We start from the raw sequence: 22,623 nt of genomic DNA, 5'->3' as shown, positions 1-22,623 counted from the left end.
GCCGTGGTAGAAGTACATACTCCTAGTATCACCAATCTTGACGATCACAATGAGCAGGAGCCCCGCGAAGAGTGCGGCGTCTATGGCGTGTGGGCTCCCGGGGAGGAAGTCTCCAAGCTGACCTACTTTGGTCTCTTCGCCCTGCAGCACCGTGGCCAGGAGGCTGCCGGCATTGCGGTGGGCGATGATGACCGCATCGTCGTCTTCAAGGACATGGGCCTCGTGGCCAATATCTTTGATGAGTCCACCTTGTCTGCCCTCCAAGGAAACGTAGCGGTGGGCCACACGCGCTATTCCACCGCCGGCGGCAAGGAATGGTCCAATGTCCAGCCGATGTTTTCTACCTCCTCCACCGGGGTAGACATCGCCTTGGGACACAACGGCAACCTGGTCAACTACTTAGAGCTGCGCGAGGAGGCCGTGCAGCGCGGCTTGATTAAGCCCCATGAGGAGTCTGTTTCTGACTCCATGTGCTTGTCTATGCTGCTTGCCGACGGCGTGGATGAAAACACCTCCGTCTTCGACTCCGCCCGCGATCTGCTCCCGCGCGTTAAGGGCGCATTCTGCCTGACCTTTACCGATGGTCACACCATGTACGCCGCGCGCGACCCGCACGGCGTGCGCCCGCTGGTTCTCGGCCGCTTGGCCAAGGGCTGGGTGGTGGCCTCCGAGACCTGTGCGCTCGATATCTGCGGCGCTCAGTTCATCCGCGAGATTGAACCTGGCGAGCTCGTCGCCATCGATGAGGCTGGCATCCGTTCCGTGAACTTCGCGCCGGCCAAGCGCCACGGCTGTGTCTTCGAATACGTCTACTTGGCCCGCCCGGATAGCGATATCAAGGGCCGCTCCGTCAATGCCTCCCGTGTGGACATTGGCCGCCGCTTGGCCCGCGAGTACCCAGTCGAGGGCGCGGACCTCGTCATCCCGGTTCCCGAATCCGGTAATCCAGCCGCCGTGGGCTATGCCCGCGAATCCGGCATCACCTTCGCCCACGGCTTGGTCAAAAACGCTTATGTGGGACGCACCTTCATCCAGCCCACCCAAACCCTGCGCCAGCTGGGCATCCGCTTGAAGCTCAACCCGCTGCGCGAGGTCATCAACGGCAAGAAGCTCGTCGTGGTGGATGATTCCATCGTGCGCGGAAATACCCAGCGCGCGCTCATCCGCATGCTGCGCGAAGCGGGTGCCGCCGAGGTGCACGTGCGCATCGCCTCCCCACCGGTGAAGTGGCCGTGCTTCTATGGCATCGACTTCGCCTCCCCAGGCGAGCTGATTGCCAATGCCAGCCCCTCCGACGATCCGGAAACCGTCTGCGCCACTATTTGTGACACCATCGGCGCCGATTCCTTGGGCTTTGTCTCCGTTGAGGAGATGGTGGCCGCCACTGAGCAGCCCCGGTCCGAGCTGTGCACCGCTTGCTTCACGGGCGAGTACCCGCTCGGCCTGCCCGCCGGAAACTCCAATGCAGACGCCGTGCGCACCCTGCTCGGCACCGAATAACAAAGGACTTTTGAAATCATGAGTGACAATACCTACGCCGCAGCCGGCGTCAGCATCGAAGAGGGCGACCGCGCAGTTGAGCTTTTCGCCCCGCACGCCAAGCGCGCCACCCGCCCCGAGGTCCTTGGCGGCCTCGGCGGCTTTGCCGGCCTGTTTAAGCTCGGCGATTATAAGGAGCCCATCTTGGCCGCGGGTTCCGATGGCGTTGGCACCAAGCTGGCCGTGGCCCAGGCCATGGACAAGCACGACACCATCGGCATCGACTTGGTCGCCATGTGCGTCGATGATCTCGTCGTCTGCGGCGCGGAGCCGCTTTTCCTGCAGGACTATATTGCCGTGGGCAAGGTCGTGCCGGAAAAGGTGGCCGAGGTAGTCAAGGGCATCGCCGAGGGGTGTGTGCAGGCCGGTGCCGCGCTATTGGGTGGCGAGACCGCCGAGCACCCCGGCATGATGGAAGAAAATGAATACGATGTCTCCGCCACCGCGGTAGGCGTCGTTGAGGCTGATGGCGTGCTTGGCCCCGATAAGGTCCGTGATGGCGACGTGCTCATCGCCATGGGGTCTTCCGGCTTGCACTCCAATGGCTACTCTTTGGCCCGCCACGTCCTTTTGGAGCAGGCTGGCATGCCTCTCGACGGCCACGTAGAAGAGCTGGGCCGTCCCCTCGGAGAGGAGCTGCTGGAGCCTACCCGCATCTACGCCAAGGACTGCTTGGCTTTGGCCAGTGAGTGCTCCGTATCCACCTTCTGCCACGTCACCGGCGGTGGGCTGGCCGGCAACCTCGAGCGCGTCATCCCGGAAGGCCTAGCCGCCGATATTAACCGCGCTTCGTGGACCCCAGGCCAGATCTTCAAGCTCATCTCCTCAGTGGGCAAGGTGGAGCTGGCTGAGATGGAGAAGACCTTCAATATGGGCGTGGGCATGATTGCCGTGGTCAACCCTGAAGACCGCGACCGCGCCCTAGCAATGCTTACCGCGCGCCACATCGATGCGTGGGAGTTGGGCACCGTTCGCTCCGCCTCTGGCGAGGAGTCGCGCGTGCTCATGCACGGCGAGCACCCAAATTTCTAATAGTGTCTTGCCCCGCTAGGGGAGGGCATGAGGAAGGGCCCTAGGAAATCCTAGGGCCCTTGAACTATCCGGCGGCGAGCGGAAGATTAGCGTTCGTCGCGGTCGTCATCCCATTCATCGACGTAGTCGGCGTATGGGTCATCCTCTTCATAATCGCGGGAGTCACCCTCTCGCTGTGCGGCGAGTTCCCGTTGTAGGGACTCGATATCCATCTCGGGTGAGTTGTACTTGAGCTGGCGTGCAACTTTGGTCTGCTTTGCCTTTGCGCGTCCGCGTCCCATGTGCATGACCCCCTTGGGTTAGTAGGGCGCGCCAGGGATTCTTGGGCGCCCCATCGACTTGTCTATTGAGTATCTTCCTGTAAGACACAATAGCCTGTGTGACGAAAAAATTCCGCACCGCCCCCTAGCTAGTGGGAGATCTAACGTCCGCGCAGCCGGTTTACCGCCTCACGTCCGGCCTTGGGGCCCTCATCTTCGGGGATGGAAGAAGGATCGATGGAAGCCGCCGTATCGCCCACCTCTAGGGTGCCGGCGTCCAGCGCAGAGCGCTTCACGAGGCCTAGGGCAATGGGGCCAAAATCGCAGTCATCCACAATCGTGCCGATGCGGCCTACCTTACGTCCATTGAAAGTAATGTCATCGCCCACATTCGGCCGTTGCGGGGCTGAGCCGTCGAGGTGCAGCTGCACCAATAGGCGAGGGGAACGGCCGAGGTTTTCCACGCGCGCTACCGTTTCCTGACCGCGGTAACAGCCCTTATTGAGGTGGACGTGGGCCGGATTATCTGTGCTACGGCTAATCCACTGCGGTACCTCGTGGGGGATGGATTTATTATCTAGATCCGCTGCCAGCTCCGGCTCACGGGCCCGCACACGCTCGGCGGTAAACGCCATAAGCCCGGCCAGTCGCGCGCCGGATTCCTCCAAGAGCTTCGTTGCCTCAACCAAGGATTCGCGCGGAACTCCCAGGTCAACGCGATTGATTCCGGTCCACTGAACCTGGCGGGAAAACTCCACCATGGGTGGTAGGGGAATATCGGTTTCACCCAGGAGGGTGAGGATGGCGATATCGGCCTCCTCTACGGTGACCTCGGACCAAAAGATCATCATGGTGAGGAACTTGAAAAGGGAGTCGAATTGGGCCGCGGGGACGTCGATAAGAAAGGCGTCTTCGGTGCGGACGATATCCATGTGGTGGAGGATATGTCCTTGGATGTCTAGGTCAAGGGCACCGGCACTAAAGCCCACGGGGGCGGTATCCAGCTTTTGCGAAAGCAAATTATTAAGAAACTCGGCGGCGTCCTTGTCGCTGGCACGGATGACGCGGCGTTGGGAACGGTCGATGACTATGGTGCCGCCATCGGCAGCCCGTTGCTCACCCAGTGGATTGCCATAGTGCCAGGCCACGCCTTGGGCATCGAGTACGGTTGCGTCCTGGTGCTCTGCGGCACCGGCGCGTTGCAGAAGAGGCGAAGAATAACTCACATCTACCGATGGTAGGGCATAATCAAAGGTATGAAGTTCTCGCCGCGAAAAGAGCCGGTCATCTACGTTGTGGAGCCCTTTGGAGGGTCGGTACGCAGGCATATGTCTACGCTGCCTCTCGTCTACGCGGATGATGCCGCGGTCACCCGCGGCGATGGCATTTTTGAATCCCTGCTCGTACGCGGAGGAAAAGCCGCCAACCTGCAGCGGCACGCGCAACGCTTCTGCGATTCAGCGCGCACCATGAATCTGCCAGAACCGCCTATGGAGAAGTGGGAAGAAGCCACGCGCCTTGCAATTGCGGATTTCTGCGGGGAAGAGACAGGGGATGCTAAATGCACCTGGACCTATACCCGCGGACGCGCCTCTACGGGAAGGCCGAGCGCCTGGGTCGTGGTTCAACCCATCGAGGAAAGGGTCCTAGAACAGCGCGCGCACGGCGTAGCCGTCATGACCAGCCCGCGCCTGTGGCACGTAGCTGAGGAATTACCCGCCAAGACGCTCAACTATGCGGCCACGATGGCGATGCTGCGCATGGCGCGAGATAAGGGCTTTGAGGATCTCATCCTCACCGATCCGGACACCGGAGAAATCCTCGAGGGCGCAACCTCGACCGTGGTGGCCGTCAAGGGAGAGAAACTGCGCACCGCCGCCGGCCGCGGCATCCTTCCCGGAACCACGCAGGCGGCCCTTTTCGCCCACGCCACTAAGGAGGGCTATCGCTGCAAAGCCAAGCCGCTCACCGTGGAGTATCTGGAAAAGGCGGACTCAGTGTGGCTGGTGTCCTCGGTGCGCGTTGCCGCCCGGGTCACCCGGCTTAATGGCAAAAAATTAAAGGCCCCGGATAACGTGGACGTCATTCGAGACCTTATTGATAAAGCGCTGGGGGACTAGCCAGCGATACGGGTGAGCTCCGCGGACATGTAGGGGCGCATTTCCCCATCAACCATGCGCTCGTCTACCCAGCCCAGGTTGTTATTGGGCATCAGGCCGTACATGCGCTTGCCCGGCCCCAGGTTTTTCGGTCCGGTTTCGGTGACCATGGTGGAGGCGGACTCCAGCTGCCATGCGCGGTCATTGAACGGCTCGCCGTAGAAGATTTCCACAATGCCGTTTGAAGAGGTGTAAGTGACCTCGATTTCATCCTTTTCAGAAATGCGCCAGAAGCCGGTCTCGCGCACGGAGGGGCCTTCCGGCTTGCCCTCGGTATCAATCTTCCAGGTGCGGGAGCTAAACGTGAGGTAATTCTCGCCATCGTGGGCGATGACCAGCTGCTGGCCAAAGGTATATTCCTGGCCCTGCGTATCGTGTGCCTGGCCCTCGCCTTGCCAGACGCCCACGAGGGGGAGCAGTCCTAGCAGGCCGTCGTGCAGCGATGGGCCCTGGCGCAGGTTGGCAGTATCGTCCGGTACCGGGGTATCGCCCAGCTCGAGAGCAGGGATATTGCGGCTAGCGGCGTCTTTCCACTGCTCGGCGGCTTGGTTCACGGCATCGTTGCCGTTGAGCTTTCCCGGGTCATTTTCCGGGTGGGAAGCCGCGGTGGTTTCGATGTTTTCGGGAGTGGTTTCATTATTGTTTTCGTTCATGGGCGTCCAGCCTAGTCGTGAACCCGCCTATTTAACTACTAGACTTGGGCCCCGTGCATGCATTGATGATCTCGAATCCCAACTCGACCTCACAAACCAACGCCCTTTTCCGCCAAATCGTTCCTTGTCTACAAGCGGTGGAGGGGCTGCGCCTCAAGGTGCAATTTACGCACTACCCTGGCCACGCCGAAGAGATGGTCAAGGGAATGACCAGGGATGACTATGACGTCATTATCGCTGTAGGCGGAGATGGGACCGTCAACGAGGTAGTCAACGGGCTCCTCGGCCCGGCCGATGGGCAGCGCCCCGACCCCCGCTCCATCCCCGCGTTGGCCGTAATTCCTACCGGGTCTGCCAATGTTTTCGTGCGTGCTCTAGGTTTTCCCAACACTCCGGTGGAAGCCACTCACGTATTGGCGCGCATGCTGGAGCGCAACCTCCGTCGCACCATTTACCTGGGCACGTGGAACGATCGCTGGTTTGCCGTCAATGCCGGCTTCGGCTTGGATGCGGATGTTTTGGCGCGCGTGGACCGGGCGCGCGAGCAAGGATTTTCTGCCACTCCACTGCGCTATCTCAATGTTGCCATTCGGGCGTGGAGCCGCGCGCGGAAGAATCCACCGCATATTGCGGTTAAGGCCGAATCCAGCACCGGCGAGCAGCTGCGCAAAGACGATGTGCCGCTCATGTTTACCTCCAATACCAACCCGTGGACCTTCCTAGGCCCTCTGCCGGTTGTGACCAATCCGCGCAATTCTTTTGATGAGGGCCTTGCTCTTTTTGGCCTGGAGGAGTTTAGCGGACTTGGCGGCGTCGTCGGCCTGCTGCACCTCTTTGGTGCCGATAAACGTGGATGGCTCAATAAGCTGACCAGAGAAAAGACGGTGGCCTTCGATGATGCCATGCGCGTCGAACTGGTCTGCCGCGAACCGCAGCGCTTCCAGGCAGACGGGGAATCTGAGGGGCGCTTCGATGCCGTTACCTTAGCCTCCGTGAAGGAAGCCATCGAGGTATTCGCCCCGCAGGATAGGAGAGAAGTCCATAAGCGCACGATGAAGGAAGTGCTCCGGGACTTTATCCGCCTGCGCTAGCCTGCGGCGCAGGTCCCACCCGGTGCTTGGTGTCGGCGGCTTTCTTTTCTGCCTCTTCTACGGCCTTTTGCTCCGAGCCTTCAATCTCCAGAGGAGAGAGTTGGGCCAGCTGCACCTTGATATTGCGGCGCTGTATTTCGAAGGAGATGGTGCCGCCCTGCATTTTCACCGCGGTAGCCTGGGCCGGAAGCGGAAGCTGGCGAGTATCAAAGTTGAGGGAAAAGGCCTTTTGCAGGCGCTCGTCATCGGTGTCATAGACCTGCATGCGAAACTCCGGCCCGACTAAGCGGAGGGTGACTTTGGCGGTGGACTTGTGAGTATCGCCAGGCAGGGTGCCTGTCAGCTCAGCTTCCGCGGAGGTGCCACCGGAAGGGGAGATATCGTCTGGGTTGGCAATGGATAGATCGGTAATTCCCAGCAGGCGGCCCAACGCCACCCCGTCTAAGGAAATGCCGCGCGAGTAGGTAGAAACGGGCGCGCCCTCAATATCGCCGTTCATTACTTGTTCTGGGGTGACTGTAATATCGCGCAGTACGGTCGAAGCATTGACCATTCCCAGCTTGGGCACCTCCACGTCGAGCGCCTTGACCTCCAAATAGGGAATTTCCTTCGAGGCCGCAGCCCACACGTAGGGGGTGCCACCGATATAAACATCTGGCGTATTTTCCAGCCGTGAATTGGCTTTTACGGCCTGCGCCACCTTGTGTTCCGTGTGCATAGCCACGCAGGCATCCGCCACCCAGGCCGCAATGAGTACGCACACCACGAGGAGGATGCGTACGATGCGCCGGTCAATTCTTAGAACACTCACCCCTTCATTCTTACCCTACGTATTCTGGGGTCTATGACTAGCAATGCCTTTAGTATCACGGAAGAAAACCTGCCGGACTCCCCGGAGCTGGCGAGCCGCCTAGAAGAGCTTGCTGAGCAGGCCGAACGTGTGGATGGAATGGCGCCCCTTTCAGAACAGTTCCTTAATGGCCTCACTGATTCCCGCCTGCAGCACCGCCACTTGGTGGCGTGGGTAGATAAGAAGCCGTGCGGCGTGGCTGGGCTGGATGGTTCCACCGCCGAGCTATTTATCGCCCCAGATTTCCGCGGCCAAGGCTATGGTGCCTCGCTTTACGACGCCGCCGCGGAAACCCCCAATCTCCAGGCCTGGGCCCACGGGAACCTGCCGGCCGCACAGGCCCTGGCACACTCCCGAGGTCTGCAGGTTACCCGCAAGCTAGTGGTTATGGGGATTGGGGGAGAAGAGCTCTCTGTGGTCGCCCGTCCCGAGGACGTGCCCTTGACGGCGCTTAATTATTCCGAGTCGGTAGCACAATGGGGACAGGAGTTTGTGGAGGAGCAGTGGCTCAAGGCAAATAATGAGGCTTTTTCCTGGCACCCTGAGCAAGGTGGCTGGGATATAGAACGCCTGCATCGCGGCATGGAGGCGGATTGGTTTGATCCCGCTGACCTGCTCTTCTTGTGGGATACGGCAGGAGATCCGGTCCTAGCCGGTTTTCACTGGACCAAATGGCATGCGGAGGAAACTCCAGGGTTTGGTGAGGTCTACGTGGTGGGCTTGGCTTCGGACTACCGCGGCAAGAAATTGGGCGGGCCGCTATTGCAGATTGGTTTGCGCCGAATGGTAGAAAAGGGAGCTCAGCGCGTCATTCTTTATGTGGAAGCGGATAATGAACCGGCGCTTAAGGCGTATGAGCGCCTCGGCTTTAAAGTTGATGAAGAACACGTTGTATGGGGCGCGTGTGATTAAAGTCATGGGGTGAGCCGTATTTGTTCACTCAGAGTTCACCTCCTAGAACCCTTTTGGACAGATCCTGCGGATAGCTTTACACCCTGTGAGTTAACCGCACCTGTGCACCTGCATCCCGCCCCAGAAGGCGGAGCGGGATGCAGGAAATATCTCTCTAGGAGATGCGGTTTCCTCGGACAATCAATCTCTGATCTGCACCGGAAAGGGTTTTCCCGTGATTCGCAACTTCAAGCGCACTGCCGCAATCTTCGGCATCGTAGCCGCAACCTCTACCGCTCTCGTAGCTTGCTCTGAGGAGTCTGGCTCCTCCTCCGATTCCGCTGGCGGCGAGGACGTCTCCGGCGAGCTCGTCGGCGACGGTGCATCCTCCCAGCAGAACGCAATGTCTTACTTCCAGACCGCGTTCTCTGAGGATCACCCAGACGCTTCCCTGTCCTACAACGCTTCCGGTTCCGGCGCCGGCGTTGAGGCCTTCACCAACGGCCAGGCTGACTTCGCTGGTTCTGACTCCGCCCTGAAGGAAGACGAGGGCGAGGTTGAGGCTGCCGCTAAGCGTTGCGACGGCAACGAGGCATGGCACCTGCCAACCACCATCGGCCCGGTTGCAATCGCCTACAACCTGGGTGACACCGAGATCAACCTTTCCACCAAGACCCTGGGCAAGATCTTCAAGGGCGAAATCAAGAAGTGGAACGACAAGGCTATCGCCGCTGACAACGAGGGCACCGACCTGCCGGACAAGGACATCACCGTCATCTTCCGTTCCGACGAGTCCGGTACCTCCGCAAACTTCCAGAAGTTCCTGAAGGCCGCTACGGGCGACTGGGACTCCGAGGGCAAGCAGTTCCCGGATTCTGTTGGTGAGGGCGCTAACGGTTCCTCCGGCGTTGCTGACCAGGTTGCAAGCATCGACGGTGCTATCACCTACGTCGAGGCTGGCTTTGCAGACCAGAAGGAAGGCGAAGGCGTTAAGAAGGCCAAGATTGACTTCGGCCACGGCCCAGTTGAGCTCTCCACCGAGTCCGTCAACAAGGCTCTGGAAAACCTGGAGTTCAAGAAGACCGACTCCGAGCACAACATGGTTGTTGACTCTGAGGCACTGTTCTCCTCTGATAACGAGGGTGCATACCCGCTCATCCTGACCACCTACAACATCGTCTGCTCCAAGGGCTACGATGAGGAGACCTCCAAGCTGGTCAAGTCCTTCTTCACCACCGTCCTGGATCACCAGGACGACCAGCTGGCTGAGCAAGGCTTCATCCCGGTTGAGGGTGCTCACCTGGACAAGCTGAAGGCTGCTGTTGACGCTTTGCAGTAAGCGCTAAAGCTGTAAAAGCTTAATACCTCCCGCCCCCACTGCCGCACACGATTCGCGCTTTGGGGGCGCAGGTATGTAACGATATTTTCCATTTTCAACGCTGAAAAGGATTAACAGTCTCATGGCAGACAATAATCTCACCACGGCTCCAGAGCAGGCGGACGCGAATATCACCGCTGCCGAGCGAGTCTCCACCAGCGGACACGAAGAGGTAGCTACCACCAGCTCCAATAGCGGCGTAAAGCGCCCAGGCGATCGTGTCTTTGAGTTCCTGTCCACTGCTTCGGCAACACTTATTACCGTCATGATTGCGGCTATTGCCGCCTTCCTGCTGTGGCGTGCAGTTCCCGCCCTGGGAGTCAACGACGGCGGCATCTTGGGCTTCTTTACCTATGGTGGCCGTTGGGAGACCACCGATACTTCTGCGATGAAGTTCGGTATCCCGACCATGTTCGGTACCACCGTCCTTATCTCCGTCTTCGCCCTCCTGCTGGCTATGCCGGTGGCCCTGGCCATTGCCATCTTCCTGTCCAACTACGCGCCTGCCCGCTTGGTCAAGCCTCTCGGCTTCCTGGTGGACATGCTCGCTGCGGTTCCTTCCATTGTTTATGGTCTGTGGGGCTGGCAGGTTCTCGGCCCGGCGCTATCCGGCTTCTACTCCTGGATGGAGTCTTGGGCCGGTGGCTTCTTCCTCTTCCATGTCTTCGATAACTCGCCGTCTTTTGCAACTGGCCGTAACTTGTTTACCGGTGGCATCGTGCTCGCCGTGATGATTCTGCCGATCATCGCGGCCACCGCCCGCGAGGTCTTCGTGCAGACCCCTCCAGGCCAGGTGGAATCCGCTTTGGCGCTGGGCGCTACCCGTTGGGAAGTTATCCGCATGACCGTCCTGCCATTCGGCATGTCCGGCTATATCGCAGGCTCCATGCTCGGCTTGGGCCGTGCGCTGGGTGAGACCATGGCGCTATACATGGTCGTCTCCCCGCTGATTGACTTCCGCTTCTCGCTTTTCGACGGCGGCACGACCTTCGCCACGGCCATCGCCCTGGCATCCGCCGAGTTCGGTAACGAGATGCGCGCTGGTGCTTATATCGCCGCTGGCCTCATGCTGTTCTTGCTGACCTTCGTGGTCAACGCCATTGCCCGCGCCATCGTGAAGAATAAGTAAGGAGGGGAGGATCAATGACTACGACAACTAATGCCAAGCCTGCCTCCCAAGGCGGCGCGACATTCCTAGACATCTCCGGCTCCCGCAAGATGACCAATAACATCGCCACTGCAGTGGTCTGGGGCGCAATGATTTTGGCTATGGTCCCGCTGGTGTGGGTTCTGTGGGAACTCATCGCCCGCGGTAGTGGCGTAATCCTCAACCCTGAGTGGTGGACCGCCTCCCAGCGCGGCATCATGAATAGCTCGGCTGGCGGCGGTGCTGCCCACGCAATCGTGGGTACTTTCGTCCAAACCATTTTGGCTTCCGTCATCTCCATTCCCATCGGTATCTTCACCGCTATTTACCTGGTGGAGTACTCCAAGGGTGGATGGCTTGGCCGCGTCACCACCTTTATGGTGGACATCCTGTCTGGTGTGCCGTCCATTGTTGCGGCTCTGTTCATCTTCGCCATGTGGATCACCCTCTTCGGTTTCGGCCGCTCCGGCTTCGCCGTGGCGCTGTCCCTGGTACTGCTGATGATTCCGATTGTGGTGCGCAATACCGAAGAGATGCTGCGCGTGGTCCCAATGGACTTGCGCGAGGCGTCCTACGCGCTCGGTGTACCAAAGTGGAAGACCATCGCCCGTATTGTTCTGCCTACCGCCCTGTCCGGCATCGTCACCGGTATCATGCTGGCGATTGCCCGCGTGATGGGCGAGTCTTCGCCGGTGTTGGTCTTGGTTGGTTCCTCCTCCGTCATCAACTGGGACGCTTTCAAGGGATCTCAGTCTTCGCTCCCGTTGATGATGCTGGATATGTACAAGGCCGGCGCTCAGCCAGCCGTGCTGGACAAGCTTTGGGGTGCAGCTTTGACGCTGGTTATCCTCATCGCCGTCCTCAATATTGCGGCCCGCATCGTGTCCGCAAAGTTCTCGGTTAAGAAGTAAAACGCCGTAACACTCGATTCCGCCATACACTTGCTAGAGGAGAAACTCCCAAATGTCTAAGCTCGCGCTCAATGACGTGAACATTTTCTACGGCGACTTCCACGCCGTGCAGAACGTGAATATGCAGATCCCGGCCCAGGCCGTGACCGCATTCATCGGCCCTTCCGGCTGCGGTAAGTCCACCGTGCTGCGCACCATCAACCGTATGCACGAGGTCATTCCCGGCGCCTCGGTAAAGGGTGAAATCCTGCTCGATGGCACCAATATCTACGGACCAAAGGTTGATCCAGTATCCGTACGCAACACCATCGGCATGGTCTTCCAGAAGGCTAACCCGTTCCCCACGATGTCCATTGAGGACAATGTTGTGGCTGGCCTCAAGCTTTCCGGTGAAAAGAACAAGAAGAAGCTCAAGGAAGTCGCGGAGAAGTCCTTGCGCGGCGCCAACCTGTGGGACGAGGTCAAGGACCGCCTGGACAAGCCGGGCGGCGGCCTCTCGGGTGGTCAGCAGCAGCGTCTGTGCATCGCCCGCGCCATCGCCGTGGAGCCAGAGGTGCTGCTCATGGACGAGCCTTGTTCCGCCCTAGACCCGATTTCCACCCTCGCCGTGGAGGACCTTATCCACGAGCTGAAGGAAAACTTCACCATCGTCATCGTGACCCACAATATGCAGCAGGCAGCCCGTGTGTCCGATAAGACCGGCTTCTTCTCCCTGGAAGCAACCGGCAAGCCGGGTCACCTGGTGGAGTTCGATGACACCACCAAGATCTTCGAGAATCCTTCCCAGAAGGAGACCGAGGATTATATCTCTGGCCGCTTTGGCTAAAGAGTAGAGAGATTGTCCGAGAAAACGGGCCGGTTCATTCGAACCGGCCCGTTTCTTAGTTTTTATTCCTTAGCGGCGGAACTGACGCTCCAGCTCGGCCATACGGGCCTCGAACTCCGCGTCCTTCTTGCTCTCTTCTAGCTTCTTGGCATAGTCGTGGGGCAGCAGCCCAGTGATCAAATAGATAATGTGGCCGGCAACCGAAACGCAGTGGTCGGCATAGCGCTCGTAATAGCGCGTAATCTGCGAGGTCTCCACTGCCTCTCGGACGGATCCTTCCCACTCGCGCTGGGTCAGGAGGCGCAAAAGATGAGAGTTGATATCGTCCACGGCGTCGTCATCGGCGCGAAGGTTCACGGATAGATCCGCGTCGGGAGTAACGAGAATATTGTGCAGCACAGAACCCATCTCTTCAGTGAGACGGTACAGCTCCTCAAAGTAGCCCATGTAGTTCGCAGGCACCACGGGATCGGGGTGGCGGCGGCGTGCGGAATCCGCGATGTGTTGGGCAAGTTTTCCCATTCGGTAGAGGTCTTCCACGATATAGATGGAAGAGACAACTTGGCGGAGATCCTGCGCCATGGGGTTTTCTAGTGCTAAAAGTTTTACGGCGCGCTCCGAGCATCGAGTGCGGATCTCATCGAGCTCCTCAGTCATAGTGAGAGCTTCTTCGGCTGATTCCAAAACGCCCTGGATTAGTGCCTGTGAGGCATTATCCATGATGGTGCGCACGGTATCGCACATGACGATGAGGTCATGGGAGAAGTTGTTTAAGTGTTCCCTGTAGGCAGCACGCATGCCAGAAATAATAGCGAAAACTTTCCATTCCCGCGCAACTTAAGTGGAAGATAAATGCACGATACCTATATACCCCAGGGTGCTCTGATGCCCTAATAAGGTTAACCGCCGGAATTCATAATATCTGCGGCGACGGGAACGCATTCATCCTCCGGATCGTCGAGCCAGCCATCTGGCAATGCCACCTTGGAAGGCGAACCTTGGCGGCCTCGGGCACCGTCGGCGTCGGCAGCCAAGGCGTCGGAATCTGCCCATGGGGCTAGGAGCTCTCGCAGTGCGTCGAGGGAATCCACCTTGGCCAAGCCCGCGCGTACTTGGCCGCCGACTGGGAAGCCGCGCAGGTACCAGCCAATGTGTTTGCGAATGTCGCGGGAAGCATTATCCTCGCCATCGTGCTCTGCGAGTAGCTCTGCGTGGCGGAGAATAACCTGGGTAACCTCACCCAGGGTGGGCTCAGCTGGGATGGACTCGCCGCGAAGGGCAGCGCCGAGCTCCGCAAAGAGCCACGGGCGGCCGAGGCAGCCGCGCCCGACCTGCACGCCGTCGCAACCGGTCTGTTCCATCATGCGGCGCGCATCCTCGGCGCGGAAGATATCGCCGTTGCCCAAAACCGGGACTCCAGTGTCTGCTAGGTGCTCTTTTAGTCGGGCGATCTCGTCCCACCGTGCTTCACCGGAATAGCGCTGGGCGGCGGTACGGCCATGCAAGGTAACGGCGGCGGCGCCGGATTCGACGGCGATGCGCCCCGCATCAAGATGCGTATGGTGTTCATCGTCAATGCCTACGCGCATCTTTACCGTTACTGGGATGTCGGTGCCCTCAGTAGCTTTGACGGCGGCGGAGACAATATTGCCAAAGAGGCGTCGCTTATAAGGCAAAGCGGATCCACCGCCGCGACGGGTCACCTTGGGAACCGGGCAGCCAAAGTTCATATCAATGTGGTCCGCCAAGTTCTCGTCCACGATCATCTTTGCTGCCTTGTAAGTATATTCCGGATCCACCGTATAAATCTGCAGTGATCGGGGATCCTCCTGCGGAGCAAAGGTTGTCATGTGCAGCGTCTTTTCATTGCGCTCTACTAGCGCGCGGGCGGTGACCATCTCACAGACGTAGAGGCCGGAAACCGTGCCAGTGCGCGCCAATTCCTGCTCGCGGCACAACGTGCGGAAGGCAACGTTGGTTACCCCCGCCATCGGGGCGAGGATGACGGGGGAGGAGAGATCGTAGTGTCCAATGCGCAAATTCACGCCCCAATTGTGCTAGTTGACGGGCCAAAATAGCAACTAGGGCCACAGTGGTGGCGTTCCTTATTTCCGTTTTATGGGGTGGGGGTCACACAAATGTGGTGGAAATCTTGCAAAGATTCGCTAATGTGGTCTGTGTAACTAATTAGGACGGCCGTTATTTTGGCTAGTCTCTCGATGAAGGAGGATTACCCTTGTCCGAAAGAATCGCGTATGCCCCGTTTCAAAAGCTCGTAGTTTCGGCAGAAGAGGCTGCTCAGCACGTAAACCACGGTGATCGCGTAGGCATTTCCGGCTTTACCGGCGCTGGCTACCCTAAGGGCTTGCCTACTGCCATTGCAGAAAAGGCCAAGGCCCTGCACGAAAAGGGCGAGGAATTTAAGATCGATGTCTTCTCTGGTGCCTCTACTGCTCCGGATTGCGATGGCGTCCTCGCGGAAGCTGAGGCGATTCGCTTCCGCTCTCCTTATAACTCCGATCCCACCTTGCGTAAGCAGTTCAATGACGGCACCGCGCTCTACCAGGACATTCACCTGTCTCACTCTGGCCAGCAGGTAGAGGAGGGCTTCTACGGTGATTTCCAGGTAGCCATCATCGAGGCTGTGCGCATCACCGAGGAAGGCCACGTCGTCCCGTCCTCCGCCGTGGGCAATAACCTCGAATACATTGAGGCTGCGGATAAGATCATCATCGAGATTAATGAGTGGCAGTCCATCAACCTCGAGGGCATGCACGATATCTACCGCATTGAAAAGCTGCCGAACCGTCAGCCTATCCCTATCACCAAGCCGGGTGACCGCATCGGTACCACCTACATGGAGGTGCCGGAGGAGAAGGTGGTCGCAGTGGTCAAGACCGATGCCCCCGACCGCAACGCGCCGTTTAAGGAGCCGGACGAGATCTCGGAAAAGATCGCTGCAAACTTCATCGAGTTCCTTGAGGGTGAGGTGGCTGCCGGCCGCCTTGAGTATGACAAGTTCATCATGCAGTCCGGCGTGGGCAACGTGCCAAATGCCGTGATGGCTGGCCTCCTGGATTCCAAGTTTGAAAATATCCAGGCCTACACCGAGGTTATCCAGGATGGCATGCTTGATCTTATTGATGCCGGCAAGATGACCATGGCCTCTGCTACCTCCTTTGCCCTTTCCCCGGAGTATGCCGAGAAGATGAACGCGGAGGCAGAGCGCTACCGCAAGCACATCATTCTTCGCCCACAGCAGGTCTCCAATCACCCAGAGGTCATTCGCCGCGTTGGCCTGATTTCTTCCAATGGCATGATTGAGGCCGATATTTACGGCAATATCAACTCCACCAACGTCTCCGGCTCCCGAATCATGAACGGCACCGGTGGCTCGGGTGACTTCACCCGCAACGCCTATATCTCCACCTTCGTCTCGCCGTCCGTGGCCAAGGATGGCGCCATTTCCGCGCTGGTTCCTTTCGTGTCTCACACAGACCACACCGAGCACGACACCATGGTCATCATTACCGAGTATGGAGTAGCTGACCTGCGCGGACTGGCTCCGAAGGAGCGCGTGGAGAAGGTTATCTCTGTCGCTCACCCGGACTACCGTCCGCTGCTGGAGGACTACTTCAAGCGTGCCAAGGAAAACAAGTTCCAGCACACCCCGCACGATTTGAAGACCGCCTTCGACTTCCAGGTGAACTTCATGGAAAAGGGCGATATGCGCGGCTAATCTAACTGTGTCCTGGCGGGCGCTCAGTGGTGAGCTGGGCGCCTTTCGCTTGCCGACGCCCCCTAATTAGGACTTTGCAAATGTCGCAAGCTAAGATGTAACGACGTTGGGCCTTTAGCTCAGTTGGTAGAGCTACGGACTTTTAATCCGCAGGTCGTGGGTTCGATCCCCACAGGGCCCACAACGGGAGCCACCTTATCGGGTGGCTCCTTTTAGTTTTTCACCATCTTCTTGATGGCGCGCATAGCCTCTTCTAGCTTCTCCGTGGCCACTTCGCCGTCCTCGGCGGCAGCACCGGCCACGCAGTGCTCGATATGGTCTTCTAGGAGCGCGAGTGAGACATTTTCTAGCGCTGACTTCACGGCCGAAATCTGGGTAATAATGTCAATGCAATATTGGTCTTCCTCGATCATGCGATGGATGCCGCGTGTTTGGCCCTCGATACGTTTGAGCCGTGCGAGGTAGCGATCTTTACTTTGTGAATCTGCGTTATATCCGTGCACGTGTGGCTCGTGACAGGAGCACGTTTGATGCTGGTCAGACATGGTTCCTAATCTTTCTGGGGGAGCGATTTTGTAACTAGGTGAGGTCTCCAGTATATTTCTAGAGGTCGCCATAGCGCGACGGGCCCCCATCGTCTAGCGGCCTAGGACACTGCCCTTTCACGGCAGCGGCACGGGTTCGAATCCCGTTGGGGGTACCAACATGAAAGTGTTGGTACGAATTTAATATTCGATTGGCCTTGTGGCGCAGTTGGTTAGCGCGCCGCCCTGTCACGGCGGAGGTCGCGGGTTCAAGTCCCGTCAAGGTCGCAGAAAAAGCAGCAATCGTTTCTACGATTGCTGCTTTTTGTTTTGGTACGCTGGCGCCAACTAAGGAATTAGGAGGGTCAGCACTGTGGAACCATACGTAGGGATTGTCGTCTTTGAGCTCGTGTCGCAGGATTCGGAGCGTGGTAATTTCTACCGGGAAGACTTCTTCCTCGTCTACGCAGATTCTGAGGAGGAGGCGCACCACAAGGTTGCTAACCGAGCTCACGAGCAAGAGTATGAAGAGCTGAAGTTGCGCCACATTGTAGATGTTGCTCCGGCCCTGTATGGCTATGTGGACCGAGATTGCGACCTTTACTCGCGACACTTTGCCGCACTGGAAGACTATGAGCGCTTTGAGATGAAATTAGGAGGAAGCGATCCTCTTCAGGCTCCCGAATAGTGTTATGACGTGCTGATTTGGTGAGTGTTGGGAGTCTTCTGTAAAGTAACTATCCGTGCCAGAGAGCACACATAATTTAAAATGGCCTTGTGGCGCAGTTGGTTAGCGCGCCGCCCTGTCACGGCGGAGGTCGCGGGTTCAAGTCCCGTCAAGGTCGCCGAAACCTTCGGGTTTCTGGCCAGATAGCTCAGTCGGTAGAGCACACGCCTGAAAAGTGTGGGGTCGCCAGTTCGATCCTGGCTCTGGCCACAATAATGGCTCCTCTTTAGAGGGGCCATTTTTGCTTTAGTATAGGTGCATGGAACACGCTATTGCACACCAGACCGATAAATCCCGCTACGTGCTGACCGTGGATGGCACTGAGGCGGGTGCTTGCTACTACGTAGACGCGGGCGATACCCGCGAGTTCAACCACACGGTCATCAAGGATGCGTTCCGCGGCCAAGGACTGTCCGCGCCGTTGATTGAGGCAGCGCTTGACGATGCCCGGGGCGTCGGCAAGCAAGTCATCGCTTCCTGCTCCGCCGTGGCACACTTTATAGAAAAGAACCCCGAATACCGCGACCTGCTGCGCCCAGAAGGCATATAAAAAGCGGCCCACAAGTGCCTGTGGGCCGCTAGGAGAGAATTTAGATGTAGTAGTCGGGGTCGACCAGCTTGATGCGCTCATTTGGATTGCGTGGGCGGTTCTTGGCCGGGATGCCCACCGCGATATGTTCGGCGGGCACGTCCTTCGTCACTACGGCATTGGCGCCAATGGCCGATCCCTCACCGATCGTGATAGGGCCGAGTACCTTAGCGCCTGCGCCGATGACTACATTGTCCTCGATGGTGGGGTGGCGCTTGGTCTGGGTAAGCACCTGGCCACCGAGGGTGACACCGTGGTAAAGCATGACGCCATCGCCAATCTCGGCGGTTTCACCGATGACGATGCCCATGCCGTGGTCAATAAAGAAGCGGCGACCGATAGTGGCGCCCGGGTGGATTTCCACGCCGGTAAAGAAGCGGTTAATTTGCGCTAATATGCGCGCGGGCCCGCGTAGGCCGCGCTTCCACATCCAGTGGGAAATGCGATGAGACCACACCGCGTGGAGGCCGGAGTACACTATTGCATTTTCGACGTCGCCGCGAGCGGCTGGATCGTGATCTCTTGCATTCGCTAAGTCTTCACGGATGTAGCTCATAATGTTCATGCTCACATAGTACTGGCATAAAAAAGGCACCCGCCAAGGTTGGCGGGTGCTTTTATTCAACCGAAGTGATTTAAGCCTCGCGGATGTCCTCGAAGAGGATGGTGGAGACGTAGCGCTCACCGAAGTCCGGCAGGACAACCACGATGGTCTTGCCCTCAAACTCTGGGCGCTCTGCCAGCTTCAAAGCTGCAGAGACGTTAGCGCCGGCGGAAATGCCTACCAGCAGGCCTTCCTGTGTGGCCAGGTCGCGGGAGGCCTTAATGGACTCCTCGGTGGTGGCGGTAAAGACTTCGTCGAGAAGCTCGCGGTCAAGTACCTCAGGAACGAAGTTGGCGCCGATGCCCTGGATCTTGTGCGGGCCAGCGTGGCCTTCAGACAGGACAGGGGAGTCGGACGGCTCGACGGCGGCCAAGTGCAGGTCCGGGTTCTTGGACTTCAGGAAGCGACCTACACCGGTAACGGTGCCGCCGGTGCCTACACCAGCAACGAAGGCATCAACCTTGCCCTCGGCGTCTTCCCAGATCTCCGGGCCGGTGGTCTCCTCGTGCATCTTCGGGTTTGCTTCGTTGGCGAACTGTGCAGCCAGGATTGCGTTGTCGTTCTCGGCGACGATTTCATTCGCCTTGTCGACGGCGCCCTGCATGCCCGCCGCACCTGGGGTCAGCACAATCTCTGCGCCGTAGGCGCGCAGCAGTACCTTGCGCTCGTTGGACATGGTCTCCGGCATGGTCAAGATGACCTTGTAGCCCAAAGTGGCGCCGGCCAGAGCCAAGGCAATGCCGGTATTGCCGGACGTGGCTTCCACGATGGTGCCGCCCGGCTTGAGCTGACCAGACTTCTCAGCGGCCTCAACGATGGCCTTGCCGATGCGGTCTTTCACGGAGTTAGCGGGGTTAAAGGATTCAACCTTGGCAAGCACGGTTGCACCCTTGCCCTCGGTAAGACGGTTTAGGCGGACCAACGGGGTACCGCCGATGGTTTCCATAATGTTGTTGTAGACAGCCATTGTATTGACTCCTTTGGGAATCGGATTTGGATTCAAATCGTGTACAACGCAAGGGTACACTACACAAGTAGACCAATCAGTATATAAATTCTAGACTGGGCATTCGGGCATTCCATGTGGGATTACAACACCGGATAAGCCAGGGGCGATTTCGAATTACCCCCACATGCTGTCTATACTTCCACTCAGTTGCCCGCTGGCCCCCAAATTCCCGGGGGGAAGACGGGTACACCTGCTTGGTTACCCCCGACGAGGAAAGAGTCTCATGGAGTCGCATCGCCTCAAAGATGATGAAGAATCCGTACGCGCGGCGTTATCGTCCCTGAAAACCGCTACAGGTATTCCGGTGACGATGTATGCCACGCTGCTGCCAGACAATCGCTTGCAGATTACGCAGTGGGTAGGGCTACGTACCCCAGCGCTGCAGAATCTGATCATTGACTCCGGCGTTGGTGTGGGTGGGCGAGTGGTCAGCACTCGCCGCGCGGTAGGCGTATCCGATTACACTCGTGCTACTACCATCTCGCACGAGAATGACCGCGTAATCCAAGATGAGGGCCTGCACTCCATCGTGGCTGTGCCCGTCACGGTCCAGCGCGAAATCCGCGGCGTCCTCTACGTGGGAGTGCATTCCCCAGTTCGCCTGGGCGACAAGGTCATCGAAGAAGTGACGATGACCGCGCGCACTCTTGAGCAGGACCTAGCTGTAAATTCCGCGATGCGCCGCGCCGATGGATCTAAAGGCGGGGCCGCCCGCGGCCACGTTATGAACGGTGCTGAGTGGGAACAGGTACGCTCCACCCACTCCAAGCTGCGCATGCTGGCTAACCGCGTGGAAGACGAGGAGCTGCGCAAGGAACTGGAGACGCTATGTGACCAGATGGTCTCTCCGGTGCGCGTGAAGCAATCCACTAAGCTCTCCGCCCGCGAGCTCGACGTTCTCTCTTGTGTGGCCCTGGGGCACACCAACGTGGAAGCGGCTGAGGAAATGGGAATCGGCGCAGAAACTGTGAAGTCTTATCTGCGCTCGGTAATGCGTAAACTCGGTGCGCACACCCGCTACGAGGCGGTCAATGCCGCCCGTCGCATCGGCGCGTTGCCTTAAGAACCGGTAGCGTAGGCAGTTGTGAAAGATCAGTTTATTGTTTCCGGCGGTGCCCGCTTAGAGGGCACCGTCAAAGTAGATGGCGCAAAAAATAGCGTCTTAAAGCTCATGGCCGCATCCTTGCTGGCGGAGGGCACTACGACGCTGACCAACTGCCCAGAAATTCTGGACGTCCCCCTCATGAAAAAGGTTCTCGAGGGGCTCGGCTGCGAGGTAGTAATCGAGGGCTCTGAAGTCCGGATTACTACTCCCGCGCAGCCCCAATCTAATGCGGATTTTGATGCAGTCCGCCAGTTCCGTGCTTCCGTTTGCGTGCTCGGGCCCCTGACCTCCCGCTGTGGTCACGCCAAGGTAGCGCTGCCCGGAGGTGACGCGATTGGTTCCCGTCCGCTCGATATGCACCAGACGGGCTTGGAAAAGCTGGGCGCGACCACCCGTATTGAGCACGGTGCCGTCGTGGCAGAAGCCACCCACCTACGTGGTGCGAATATTCGCCTTGATTTCCCGTCGGTGGGTGCAACCGAAAACATCCTCACCGCCGCGGTTCTCGCTGAGGGGGAAACCGTTCTGCATAATGCGGCTCGTGAGCCCGAAATCGTCGATCTGTGCACCATGCTCAAGTCCATGGGTGCCGATATCGAAGGTGAAGGAAGCTCGGTGGTGACTATCCGGGGCGTCGATAAGCTGCAGCCCACCCAGCACGAGGTTATCGGTGACCGCATCGTGGCAGGTACATGGGCATATGCCGCCGCCATGACTCAGGGGGACATCACGGTGGGAGGTATCTCGCCGCGCCACCTGCACCTGCCACTGGAAAAGCTGAAGTCCGCCGGTGCCGAACTGGAAACCTATGAGAACGGCTTCCGCGTGCGCATGGATCAGCGCCCGCAGGCGGTGGACTACCAGACCCTGCCATTTCCGGGGTTCCCTACTGATTTGCAGCCTATGGCCATTGGCATCTCCGCCATTGCGGACGGAACGACGGTCATTACAGAGAATGTCTTTGAATCCCGCTTCCGTTTTGTAGATGAAATGCTGCGCCTGGGTGCCGACGCCCAGGTTGACGGCCACCATGTAGTAGTCCGTGGCAAAGAGCGGCTGTCTTCTACTCACGTATGGAGCTCCGATATCCGCGCAGGTGCGGGCTTGGTGCTTTCTGCGTTGTGTGCGGATGAGACCACTACGGTTCACGATGTTTTCCACATCGACCGCGGTTATCCGAATTTTGTAGAAAACCTGCAGCGTCTCGGCGCCACGATCGAAAGAACTCAAGAAGAAGAGCTCTTTTAACGACGTCCCCAGTACACAGTTTTCCGTAGTGTGCTGGGGATTTGTGTTGTTTGGTTGTGGTGGACTACATTAATTCAAGTCGCCGAGAGGTTGCCGGGAGGTTACTTGATGGTGACATTTTGTGCGGACTTTGTTTGATGATTTGATTTTGTTCTTTGAGTTGAGTAAGTTTGTACGGGCTGCCGATGAGAGGTTAACGGGAAGTTAATTTTTTGTTGGTTGGTGGTGATGTTTGAGAACTCAATAGTGTGCCAATGTACTTTTTATTTTTTGTGTGCATGGTTGTGTGTTGATTGGTTTGTCTGCCAGCAGGCTTAATGGTTTGTTGGTTGGTGTGTGCC

23 protein-coding genes and 5 tRNA genes are annotated in these 22,623 nt (G+C 58.3%); 19 read left to right on the top strand and 9 right to left on the bottom strand.

From position 1 onward, the window contains the following. The first annotated feature begins 3 nt into the window (after window positions 1-3). Window positions 4-1,500 (top strand): amidophosphoribosyltransferase, encoded by a 1,497-nt coding sequence (gene purF / locus MHK04_RS08155; protein WP_239208382.1) that lies wholly within the window; start codon window positions 4-6, stop codon window positions 1,498-1,500. Window positions 1,501-1,518: 18 nt separating this feature from the next. Then, window positions 1,519-2,571, top strand: coding sequence for a phosphoribosylformylglycinamidine cyclo-ligase (gene purM / locus MHK04_RS08150; RefSeq protein ID WP_239208381.1), 1,053 nt, complete (start codon window positions 1,519-1,521; stop codon window positions 2,569-2,571). Between the two features lie 86 nt (window positions 2,572-2,657). On the opposite strand, the gene MHK04_RS08145 is transcribed toward purM, so the two are convergent. Further along, window positions 2,658-2,852, bottom strand: coding sequence for a DUF3073 domain-containing protein (locus MHK04_RS08145; protein WP_239208380.1), 195 nt, complete (start codon window positions 2,850-2,852; stop codon window positions 2,658-2,660). 140 nt (window positions 2,853-2,992) lie between these two features. Beyond that, window positions 2,993-4,057 (bottom strand): CAF17-like 4Fe-4S cluster assembly/insertion protein YgfZ, encoded by a 1,065-nt coding sequence (gene ygfZ / locus MHK04_RS08140; protein ID WP_239208379.1) that lies wholly within the window; start codon window positions 4,055-4,057, stop codon window positions 2,993-2,995. A 30-nt stretch (window positions 4,058-4,087) separates the two neighbouring features. Here ygfZ and MHK04_RS08135 point away from each other — a divergent pair, with 30 nt between their 5' ends. Further along, window positions 4,088-4,951, top strand: coding sequence for an aminodeoxychorismate lyase (locus MHK04_RS08135; RefSeq protein WP_239208378.1), 864 nt, complete (start codon window positions 4,088-4,090; stop codon window positions 4,949-4,951). Here the strand turns inward: MHK04_RS08135 and MHK04_RS08130 are convergent. Further along, entirely contained in the window at window positions 4,948-5,643 is a 696-nt protein-coding gene (locus MHK04_RS08130; RefSeq protein WP_239208377.1) for a heme-binding beta-barrel domain-containing protein, read from the bottom strand. The genes MHK04_RS08135 and MHK04_RS08130 overlap by 4 nt on opposite strands. Window positions 5,644-5,696: 53 nt before the next feature. On the opposite strand from MHK04_RS08130, the gene MHK04_RS08125 reads away from it, so the two are divergent. Continuing rightward, window positions 5,697-6,734, top strand: coding sequence for a diacylglycerol/lipid kinase family protein (locus tag MHK04_RS08125; RefSeq protein ID WP_239208376.1), 1,038 nt, complete (start codon window positions 5,697-5,699; stop codon window positions 6,732-6,734). Here MHK04_RS08125 and MHK04_RS08120 read toward each other — a convergent pair. Continuing rightward, window positions 6,718-7,545: an LmeA family phospholipid-binding protein gene (locus MHK04_RS08120; RefSeq protein WP_239208375.1), complete on the bottom strand. Its 828-nt coding sequence runs from the start codon at window positions 7,543-7,545 to the stop codon at window positions 6,718-6,720. The genes MHK04_RS08125 and MHK04_RS08120 overlap by 17 nt on opposite strands. Before the next feature lie 33 nt (window positions 7,546-7,578). Here MHK04_RS08120 and mshD point away from each other — a divergent pair, with 33 nt between their 5' ends. The 5 genes from mshD (at window position 7,579) to pstB (ending at window position 12,737) form a co-directional block, all read left to right on the top strand. Further along, entirely contained in the window at window positions 7,579-8,496 is a 918-nt protein-coding gene (mshD, locus tag MHK04_RS08115) for a mycothiol synthase (RefSeq protein WP_239208374.1), read from the top strand. Window positions 8,497-8,710: 214 nt separating this feature from the next. Further along, window positions 8,711-9,814 (top strand): phosphate ABC transporter substrate-binding protein PstS, encoded by a 1,104-nt coding sequence (gene pstS / locus MHK04_RS08110; protein WP_179386949.1) that lies wholly within the window; start codon window positions 8,711-8,713, stop codon window positions 9,812-9,814. A 121-nt stretch (window positions 9,815-9,935) separates the two neighbouring features. Beyond that, window positions 9,936-10,982, top strand: a complete 1,047-nt coding sequence (gene pstC, locus MHK04_RS08105; protein WP_239208373.1) for a phosphate ABC transporter permease subunit PstC — start codon at window positions 9,936-9,938, stop codon at window positions 10,980-10,982. A 14-nt stretch (window positions 10,983-10,996) separates the two neighbouring features. Beyond that, window positions 10,997-11,911, top strand: a complete 915-nt coding sequence (gene pstA, locus MHK04_RS08100) for a phosphate ABC transporter permease PstA (protein ID WP_049360033.1) — start codon at window positions 10,997-10,999, stop codon at window positions 11,909-11,911. 52 nt (window positions 11,912-11,963) lie between these two features. After that, entirely contained in the window at window positions 11,964-12,737 is a 774-nt protein-coding gene (gene pstB, locus MHK04_RS08095; RefSeq protein ID WP_023019857.1) for a phosphate ABC transporter ATP-binding protein PstB, read from the top strand. 69 nt (window positions 12,738-12,806) lie between these two features. Here pstB and phoU read toward each other — a convergent pair whose 3' ends face one another. Then, a complete protein-coding gene (phoU, locus tag MHK04_RS08090) occupies window positions 12,807-13,535 on the bottom strand; it encodes a phosphate signaling complex protein PhoU (protein ID WP_239208372.1) in 729 nt (242 codons plus the stop codon). Window positions 13,536-13,636: 101 nt separating this feature from the next. Next, complete coding sequence (dusB, locus tag MHK04_RS08085; RefSeq protein WP_239208371.1) at window positions 13,637-14,782, bottom strand: tRNA dihydrouridine synthase DusB; 1,146 nt, start codon at window positions 14,780-14,782, stop codon at window positions 13,637-13,639. Window positions 14,783-14,973: 191 nt separating this feature from the next. Between dusB and scpC the strand changes: the two genes are divergently transcribed. Together scpC and MHK04_RS08075 are read left to right on the top strand one after the other, a co-directional pair. Beyond that, window positions 14,974-16,476 carry a succinyl-CoA:acetate CoA-transferase ScpC gene (gene scpC, locus MHK04_RS08080; protein ID WP_023019854.1) on the top strand — a complete coding sequence of 501 codons (1,503 nt, stop codon included), beginning with the start codon at window positions 14,974-14,976 and terminating at the stop codon, window positions 16,474-16,476. Between the two features lie 108 nt (window positions 16,477-16,584). Continuing rightward, window positions 16,585-16,657: transfer RNA gene (locus MHK04_RS08075), tRNA-Lys, on the top strand. A gap of 31 nt (window positions 16,658-16,688) precedes the next feature. Here MHK04_RS08075 and MHK04_RS08070 read toward each other — a convergent pair. Further along, entirely contained in the window at window positions 16,689-17,021 is a 333-nt protein-coding gene (locus MHK04_RS08070) for a metal-sensitive transcriptional regulator (protein WP_023019853.1), read from the bottom strand. Between the two features lie 82 nt (window positions 17,022-17,103). On the opposite strand from MHK04_RS08070, the gene MHK04_RS08065 reads away from it, so the two are divergent. The 6 genes from MHK04_RS08065 to MHK04_RS08040 all read left to right on the top strand — a co-directional run bounded on the left by MHK04_RS08065 (window position 17,104) and on the right by MHK04_RS08040 (window position 18,277). Then, window positions 17,104-17,179 (top strand) — tRNA-Glu (locus tag MHK04_RS08065). A gap of 35 nt (window positions 17,180-17,214) precedes the next feature. Then, a tRNA-Asp gene (locus MHK04_RS08060) sits at window positions 17,215-17,288 on the top strand. 85 nt (window positions 17,289-17,373) lie between these two features. Beyond that, window positions 17,374-17,688, top strand: coding sequence for a DUF4288 domain-containing protein (locus MHK04_RS08055; RefSeq protein ID WP_239208370.1), 315 nt, complete (start codon window positions 17,374-17,376; stop codon window positions 17,686-17,688). A gap of 83 nt (window positions 17,689-17,771) precedes the next feature. Further along, window positions 17,772-17,845: transfer RNA gene (locus MHK04_RS08050), tRNA-Asp, on the top strand. Window positions 17,846-17,864: 19 nt separating this feature from the next. Next, a tRNA-Phe gene (locus MHK04_RS08045) sits at window positions 17,865-17,937 on the top strand. Between the two features lie 49 nt (window positions 17,938-17,986). Then, window positions 17,987-18,277, top strand: a complete 291-nt coding sequence (locus MHK04_RS08040) for a GNAT family N-acetyltransferase (protein WP_239208369.1) — start codon at window positions 17,987-17,989, stop codon at window positions 18,275-18,277. 40 nt (window positions 18,278-18,317) lie between these two features. Here MHK04_RS08040 and epsC read toward each other — a convergent pair whose 3' ends face one another. Continuing rightward, window positions 18,318-18,881 carry a serine O-acetyltransferase EpsC gene (gene epsC, locus MHK04_RS08035; RefSeq protein ID WP_034655513.1) on the bottom strand — a complete coding sequence of 188 codons (564 nt, stop codon included), beginning with the start codon at window positions 18,879-18,881 and terminating at the stop codon, window positions 18,318-18,320. Window positions 18,882-18,951: 70 nt separating this feature from the next. Next, the gene (gene cysK, locus MHK04_RS08030) at window positions 18,952-19,887 is read right to left on the bottom strand and encodes a cysteine synthase A (protein WP_023019849.1); all 936 of its coding nucleotides are present in this window, start codon (window positions 19,885-19,887) and stop codon (window positions 18,952-18,954) included. A gap of 265 nt (window positions 19,888-20,152) precedes the next feature. Here cysK and ramA point away from each other — a divergent pair, with 265 nt between their 5' ends. Both ramA and murA read left to right on the top strand, forming a co-directional pair. Further along, complete coding sequence (gene ramA, locus MHK04_RS08025) at window positions 20,153-20,992, top strand: acetate metabolism transcriptional regulator RamA (RefSeq protein WP_005325834.1); 840 nt, start codon at window positions 20,153-20,155, stop codon at window positions 20,990-20,992. Window positions 20,993-21,013: 21 nt separating this feature from the next. Then, complete coding sequence (gene murA / locus MHK04_RS08020; RefSeq protein ID WP_005325837.1) at window positions 21,014-22,282, top strand: UDP-N-acetylglucosamine 1-carboxyvinyltransferase; 1,269 nt, start codon at window positions 21,014-21,016, stop codon at window positions 22,280-22,282. Window positions 22,283-22,623 lie beyond the last annotated feature (341 nt).

Source organism: Corynebacterium nasorum, from assembly GCF_022345765.1.
GTDB lineage: Bacteria > Actinomycetota > Actinomycetes > Mycobacteriales > Mycobacteriaceae > Corynebacterium > Corynebacterium kefirresidentii.
Note: the sequence above shows the minus strand (reverse complement) of the source record. Positions and strands in the feature narration are given on the sequence as shown.

Excerpts from the sequence above, each read along its gene's own strand:
- MHK04_RS08070 (WP_023019853.1), bottom strand. The coding sequence starts at position 17,021 with ATGTCTGACCAGCATCAAACGTGCTCCTGTCACGAGCCACACGTGCAC.
- phoU (WP_239208372.1), bottom strand. The coding sequence starts at position 13,535 with ATGCGTGCTGCCTACAGGGAACACTTAAACAACTTCTCCCATGACCTC.
- MHK04_RS08130 (WP_239208377.1), bottom strand. The coding sequence starts at position 5,643 with ATGAACGAAAACAATAATGAAACCACTCCCGAAAACATCGAAACCACC.
- MHK04_RS08135 (WP_239208378.1), top strand. The coding sequence starts at position 4,088 with ATGAAGTTCTCGCCGCGAAAAGAGCCGGTCATCTACGTTGTGGAGCCC.
- cysK (WP_023019849.1), bottom strand. The coding sequence starts at position 19,887 with ATGGCTGTCTACAACAACATTATGGAAACCATCGGCGGTACCCCGTTG.
- epsC (WP_034655513.1), bottom strand. The coding sequence starts at position 18,881 with ATGAACATTATGAGCTACATCCGTGAAGACTTAGCGAATGCAAGAGAT.
- MHK04_RS08145 (WP_239208380.1), bottom strand. The coding sequence starts at position 2,852 with ATGGGACGCGGACGCGCAAAGGCAAAGCAGACCAAAGTTGCACGCCAG.
- pstA (WP_049360033.1), top strand. The coding sequence starts at position 10,997 with ATGACTACGACAACTAATGCCAAGCCTGCCTCCCAAGGCGGCGCGACA.
- pstB (WP_023019857.1), top strand. The coding sequence starts at position 11,964 with ATGTCTAAGCTCGCGCTCAATGACGTGAACATTTTCTACGGCGACTTC.
- mshD (WP_239208374.1), top strand. The coding sequence starts at position 7,579 with ATGACTAGCAATGCCTTTAGTATCACGGAAGAAAACCTGCCGGACTCC.
- MHK04_RS08040 (WP_239208369.1), top strand. The coding sequence starts at position 17,987 with ATGGAACACGCTATTGCACACCAGACCGATAAATCCCGCTACGTGCTG.
- purM (WP_239208381.1), top strand. The coding sequence starts at position 1,519 with ATGAGTGACAATACCTACGCCGCAGCCGGCGTCAGCATCGAAGAGGGC.
- ramA (WP_005325834.1), top strand. The coding sequence starts at position 20,153 with ATGGAGTCGCATCGCCTCAAAGATGATGAAGAATCCGTACGCGCGGCG.
- pstC (WP_239208373.1), top strand. The coding sequence starts at position 9,936 with ATGGCAGACAATAATCTCACCACGGCTCCAGAGCAGGCGGACGCGAAT.